The sequence below is a fragment of the Azospirillum sp. genome, from assembly GCF_035627195.1.
Taxonomy (GTDB): domain Bacteria; phylum Pseudomonadota; class Alphaproteobacteria; order Azospirillales; family Azospirillaceae; genus Azospirillum.
Genome location: NZ_DASPMG010000112.1, coordinates 1 through 4356, shown reverse-complemented (window position 1 = coordinate 4356; position 4356 = coordinate 1). Strand labels below are relative to the sequence as shown.

Below are 4356 nucleotides of genomic sequence, written 5' to 3'. Positions count from 1 at the left end.
GAAGGCGAAAAGGGAGATAAGATGCGCCTGCCCGAGCCGCGAACGGTCGGCCTCGTCAGGCCGGGTTCACCACAAAGCAACGAAGGTCACCAAGAACACAAAGAATGCGCTGGCGCTGCAACGTGCGTGCAGTCGGACCCGCGCTTCTTCGTGTGCTTATGTTCCCTTTGTTGCTTCGTGATCCCAAAGCCCCGCATCGCAGGAACCTCCAGGCCATCATCTCCACCGCCCAAACCAAAAGGGCGGCCCCTTGCGGGACCGCCCTTTCCGGAGCGCGCCTGAGGATGGATCAGGCGGCCTTTTTGAGGACCTGCTCCAGGCGCTCGGTGGCCTTCAGCTCGTCGATCTTCTCGACGGCGGCCAACTCGCGCGCCAGGCGCTCCAGCGCGGCCTGGTAGATCTGGCGCTCGCTGTAGGACTGGTCGGACTGGTCGGTGCCGCGGTACAGGTCGCGCACCACCTCGGCGATCGACACGGGGTCGCCGGAGTTGATCTTGGCCTCGTACTCCTGCGCGCGGCGGCTCCACATGGTGCGGCGGATGCGCGAGCGGCCCTGCAGGGTCTCCAGCGCCACCTTGATCCGGTCCTTGGTGCTGAGGCGGCGCAGGCCCGAGTTCTTGGCCTTCGTGACGGGCACCTTGAGCGTCATGCGCTCTTTCTCGAAGGTGATCGCGTAAAGCTGAATCTGCTGACCGGCGATGTGATGGGTTTCCACGCCCTCGACTCGACCGACGCCATGGGCCGGATAAACGACGAAATCCCCGGCTTCGAACTCAAGCTTGTTCGACATCTTGGTTGGCTCTCTTCTCGCGATCACGCCATTTTGCCGCCACGGTGGAACGAAGCGAAAAGAGCCCTGCAGCCGCCACCCCGCCGCGGAGATGGAGTCCGCCACGACGTCGGTGGAAGTCATGAGCCCTTTTTCAGTATGAAAACCGGCAATGGCGCGGAGGCCGGCTTCGGGCGCGGAGTATACCGATATTACATCCGAGTTACAAAGGTTACGCGCAGGCAGCCGTACGGATTCCGAGCGCCATAGTAGGTATGGCCGATCCGATTTTTTTGCATGGCAACATGAAATGCCGAACAACCACGCGGAGACCCGACTCCGGCCGGGGGCTTCCCGGCCGGCGGGTGGGCGGGTGCGCGTTCAGCTCTCGCCGGGCTTCGGGCTGAAGAACTTCTCGTACTTGCCCGGCACGCCCTTGAAGCTGTCGGCGTCGGCCGGCGCCGGCTTCTTGCGGGTGATGTTCGGCCACTTGGCGGCGAAGTCGCGGTTCAGCTCCATCCACGTCTCGGCCTGCCCGTCGGTGTCGGGCACGATGGCTTCGGCCGGGCATTCCGGTTCGCACACGCCGCAGTCGATGCACTCGTCCGGGTGGATGACCAGCATGTTCTCGCCCTCGTAGAAGCAATCCACGGGGCAGACCTCGACGCAGTCGGTGTACTTGCACTTGATGCAGCCGTCGGTGACGACGTAGGGCATGGTTCGTTCTCCGCTGTTCTCCCGCGTTCCGGCCTTGTTCGCTCTCGGTGGCCCCGAGTCGAATCCAGTGGCCGGCGTATCGGGCCTCGGGTTTCGGGCCTGGGGTTCCGCGACGCCGCGCGCACGCCGGAGCCGGAGGCGCTCCAATCGCGGCGCTTGCCTAACACGCCGCCTCCACACGCCGCAACCCCGCTGAAAATGTGGGCGGATCCGCCGCAGCCGGCGATTCGCCCCCCTCGCGCCCATCATCCATCACGGGCTGGCGTCACGGGCTGGCGTCACGGGCCGACCATCATAGGCCAACCATCACGGGAACCGATAGGTGCCATCCGAAACTTTCGTTGGATCCGCCGGGCGCCGCCGGGCGATGTTGGTGGCTGCGACAAAGGGAGGGGCACATGGTTCGCGTGCTGACGGGTGGCGTGCTGATGCTGGCGGTGGCGATGGGGGTGGGGCGCTTCGCCTACACGCCGATCCTGCCGGCCATGCAGGCCGCCACCGGGCTGGGCGGCGACGGCGCGGGCCTGCTCGCCTCGCTGAACTACCTCGGCTACCTCGCGGGGGCGCTGGGCGCCGGGCTGGTGCCGCATGGTGCTGTGCGCACCACGGTGTTCCGCGCCGCACTGGTCGCCAGCGTCGCCACGACGGCGGCGATGGGGCTGACCGCCGACTTCCTCCTGTGGTCCGTGCTCCGCTTCGCCTCCGGCGTCGCGAGCGCCGGCGTCTTCATCCTGGGCATCGCCATGGTGCTGGACGCGCTGTCGCGCGCCGGCCGCGACGCGCTGGCCGGCTGGCTGTACAGCGGCGTCGGCCTGGGCATCGCCGGGTCCGGCCTGTTCGTGGCGCTGTTCGGCGGCCGGCTCGGCTGGGACGGCGACTGGCTGGCGCTGGGGGCGCTGTGCGCGCTGCTGGCCGTGCCGGTGTGGTTGAGCGTGCGCGAGCCGGCCGGGGCGCACGCGCCCGCCGCCAAGGCGGGCGGGGGCGGACGGATGTCGGCGCCGCTGGTCCTGCTCACCATCGCCTATTTCCTGGAGGGCGGCGGCTACATCGTCACCGGCACCTTCCTGGTCGCCATGCTGAAGCAGATGCCCGACACCACGGCGGTGGGCGAGGCGGCGTGGATGGTCGCCGGTCTGGCGGCCATGCCGGCCGGTTTGGCATGGGCGGCGGCCGGGCGGCGTCTCGGGCTGTGGCGCACGCTGATCCTGGCGCACCTGCTTCAGGCCGTCGGCATCCTGCTGCCGCTGGCGGGCGGGCCGATCCCGGCGCTGGTCTCCGCGGCGCTGTTCGGCGCCACCTTCCTGGGCATCGTGACGCTGACGCTCGGTCTCGGGCGGACGCTGTCGGCCGGCGGCTCGGCGCGGGTGATCGGCGCGCTCACCTCGGCCTACGGGCTGGGGCAGATCCTCGGGCCGCTGCCGGCGGGCATCGCCGTGGCGCGCACCGGCAGCTTCGACACCGCGCTGTTCGGCGCCGCCGCCGCCGTGCTGCTGGGCACGCTGGTGCTGGCCGCCGGTGCCGTGCTGGCCCGGCGTGCGGAGGACGCGTTGCGCGACGGGGCGGCGGCGGATTAGGCTGGGCGCCATGTTCGACCCGCTCCACCCAGAGGCGGCCAAGCGCCACGCCCCCGCCGCCGAGCGCAACCGCGCCGCAATCCTGGACGTGCTGCGCCGTGTCCTGCCGGCCGAAGGGCTGGTGCTGGAGGTGGCGAGCGGCACCGGCCAGCACGCCGCCTTCTTCGCCGCCGAACTTTCCGGCGTGACGTGGCAGCCCAGCGACCCCGACCCGGACCTGCGCGCCTCCACCGCCGCCTGGGCGGCCGAAGCGGCACTTCCCAACCTGCTTGCGCCCGTGCACCTGGACGCCGTGGCGGAACATTGGCCGGTGGCGCGCGCCGACGCGGTGGTGTGCATCAACATGATCCACATCGCCCCGTGGGAGGCGGCGCTGGGCCTGTTCCGGGGCGCTGCGCGCCTGCTTCCCGTGGGCGGGCCGCTGACGCTCTACGGCCCCTTCCTGCGCGACGGCCGGCACACCGCCCCCAGCAACGCCGCCTTCGACGCCGACCTGCGCGCGCGCAACCCGGCCTGGGGCGTGCGCGACCTTTCCGCAGTCGAAGCGACCGCCGCCGGTTACGGCCTGCGTCTGGCCGAGGTGGTGGAGATGCCGGCCAACAACCTGACCGTGGTCCTGCGGCGGGACTGAAGGAAAGTCGCCGGTCGTTCCGGGAACCTTGGGCGCGCCGGCGTCACAAAGCCGGGGACGGTTTCAATCCGATGGGGAGCATCACCATGCGCAAGGCACTCGTCGCGGCCCCGCTGGCCCTTTTGACCCTGCTCGGCGCCCAGGTGGCGATGGCCCAGCGCGACCCGGATACCGGACGCAAGATGCTTCGCAACGAGACCTCGCACCTTCTCACCGTGGAGGTCGGCACCAGGGCGTCGACGGGCATCCCCTTCCTGAACACGGGCGGGCGGATGACCATCCAGCTGTTTCCCCAGCAGGCCCGGTGGTTCGAATACAAAGGCCCCCACCTGGACTGGCTGACGGTGAGTGGCGGGGCACAGTGCGAGGTCCGGGGCACGCAGCCCGGCGACCCCGCCGACAGGCTGCTCAACACCAACTCCCACCTGACCATCGCGGCACACGGCAACACCTGCGTCGTCAGAGGAAGCAACGAATTCTGACGGTCGGCAAGGTCGCCGGAGCACCCGCACGCGGGACGGGCTCGTTGGGTTTTCGCTGCGTGTATAGACCGGAGACATCCTTTACAGGTGTTCGGGGACATCATTGACACATATGGGCGTGGACGAAGCTTAGCGAGGGCTTGGCCATGCCATTCCAGGAGGTGTCGAAGATGTCCCTGCGTC

The 4356-nt window shown here is 69.3% G+C and carries 5 protein-coding genes; 3 read left to right on the top strand and 2 right to left on the bottom strand.

Annotation, left to right across the window (positions count from 1 at the left end):
* Positions 1-289: 289 nt before the first annotated feature.
* The gene (locus VED21_RS10170; protein ID WP_324882230.1) at positions 290-790 is read right to left on the bottom strand and encodes a CarD family transcriptional regulator; all 501 of its coding nucleotides are present in this window, start codon (positions 788-790) and stop codon (positions 290-292) included.
* Positions 791-1150: 360 nt separating this feature from the next.
* Positions 1151-1486 (bottom strand): ferredoxin FdxA, encoded by a 336-nt coding sequence (fdxA, locus tag VED21_RS10165; protein ID WP_324882229.1) that lies wholly within the window; start codon positions 1484-1486, stop codon positions 1151-1153.
* A 398-nt stretch (positions 1487-1884) separates the two neighbouring features.
* Here fdxA and VED21_RS10160 point away from each other — a divergent pair, with 398 nt between their 5' ends.
* The 3 genes from VED21_RS10160 to VED21_RS10150 all read left to right on the top strand — a co-directional run bounded on the left by VED21_RS10160 (position 1885) and on the right by VED21_RS10150 (position 4173).
* Positions 1885-3060, top strand: a complete 1176-nt coding sequence (locus tag VED21_RS10160; protein WP_324882228.1) for a YbfB/YjiJ family MFS transporter — start codon at positions 1885-1887, stop codon at positions 3058-3060.
* A gap of 10 nt (positions 3061-3070) precedes the next feature.
* On the top strand, positions 3071-3691 hold the full coding sequence (locus VED21_RS10155) for a DUF938 domain-containing protein (RefSeq protein WP_324882227.1): 621 nt from the start codon (positions 3071-3073) through the stop codon (positions 3689-3691).
* A gap of 86 nt (positions 3692-3777) precedes the next feature.
* The gene (locus VED21_RS10150; RefSeq protein ID WP_324882226.1) at positions 3778-4173 is read left to right on the top strand and encodes a hypothetical protein; all 396 of its coding nucleotides are present in this window, start codon (positions 3778-3780) and stop codon (positions 4171-4173) included.
* Positions 4174-4356: the final 183 nt, after the last annotated feature.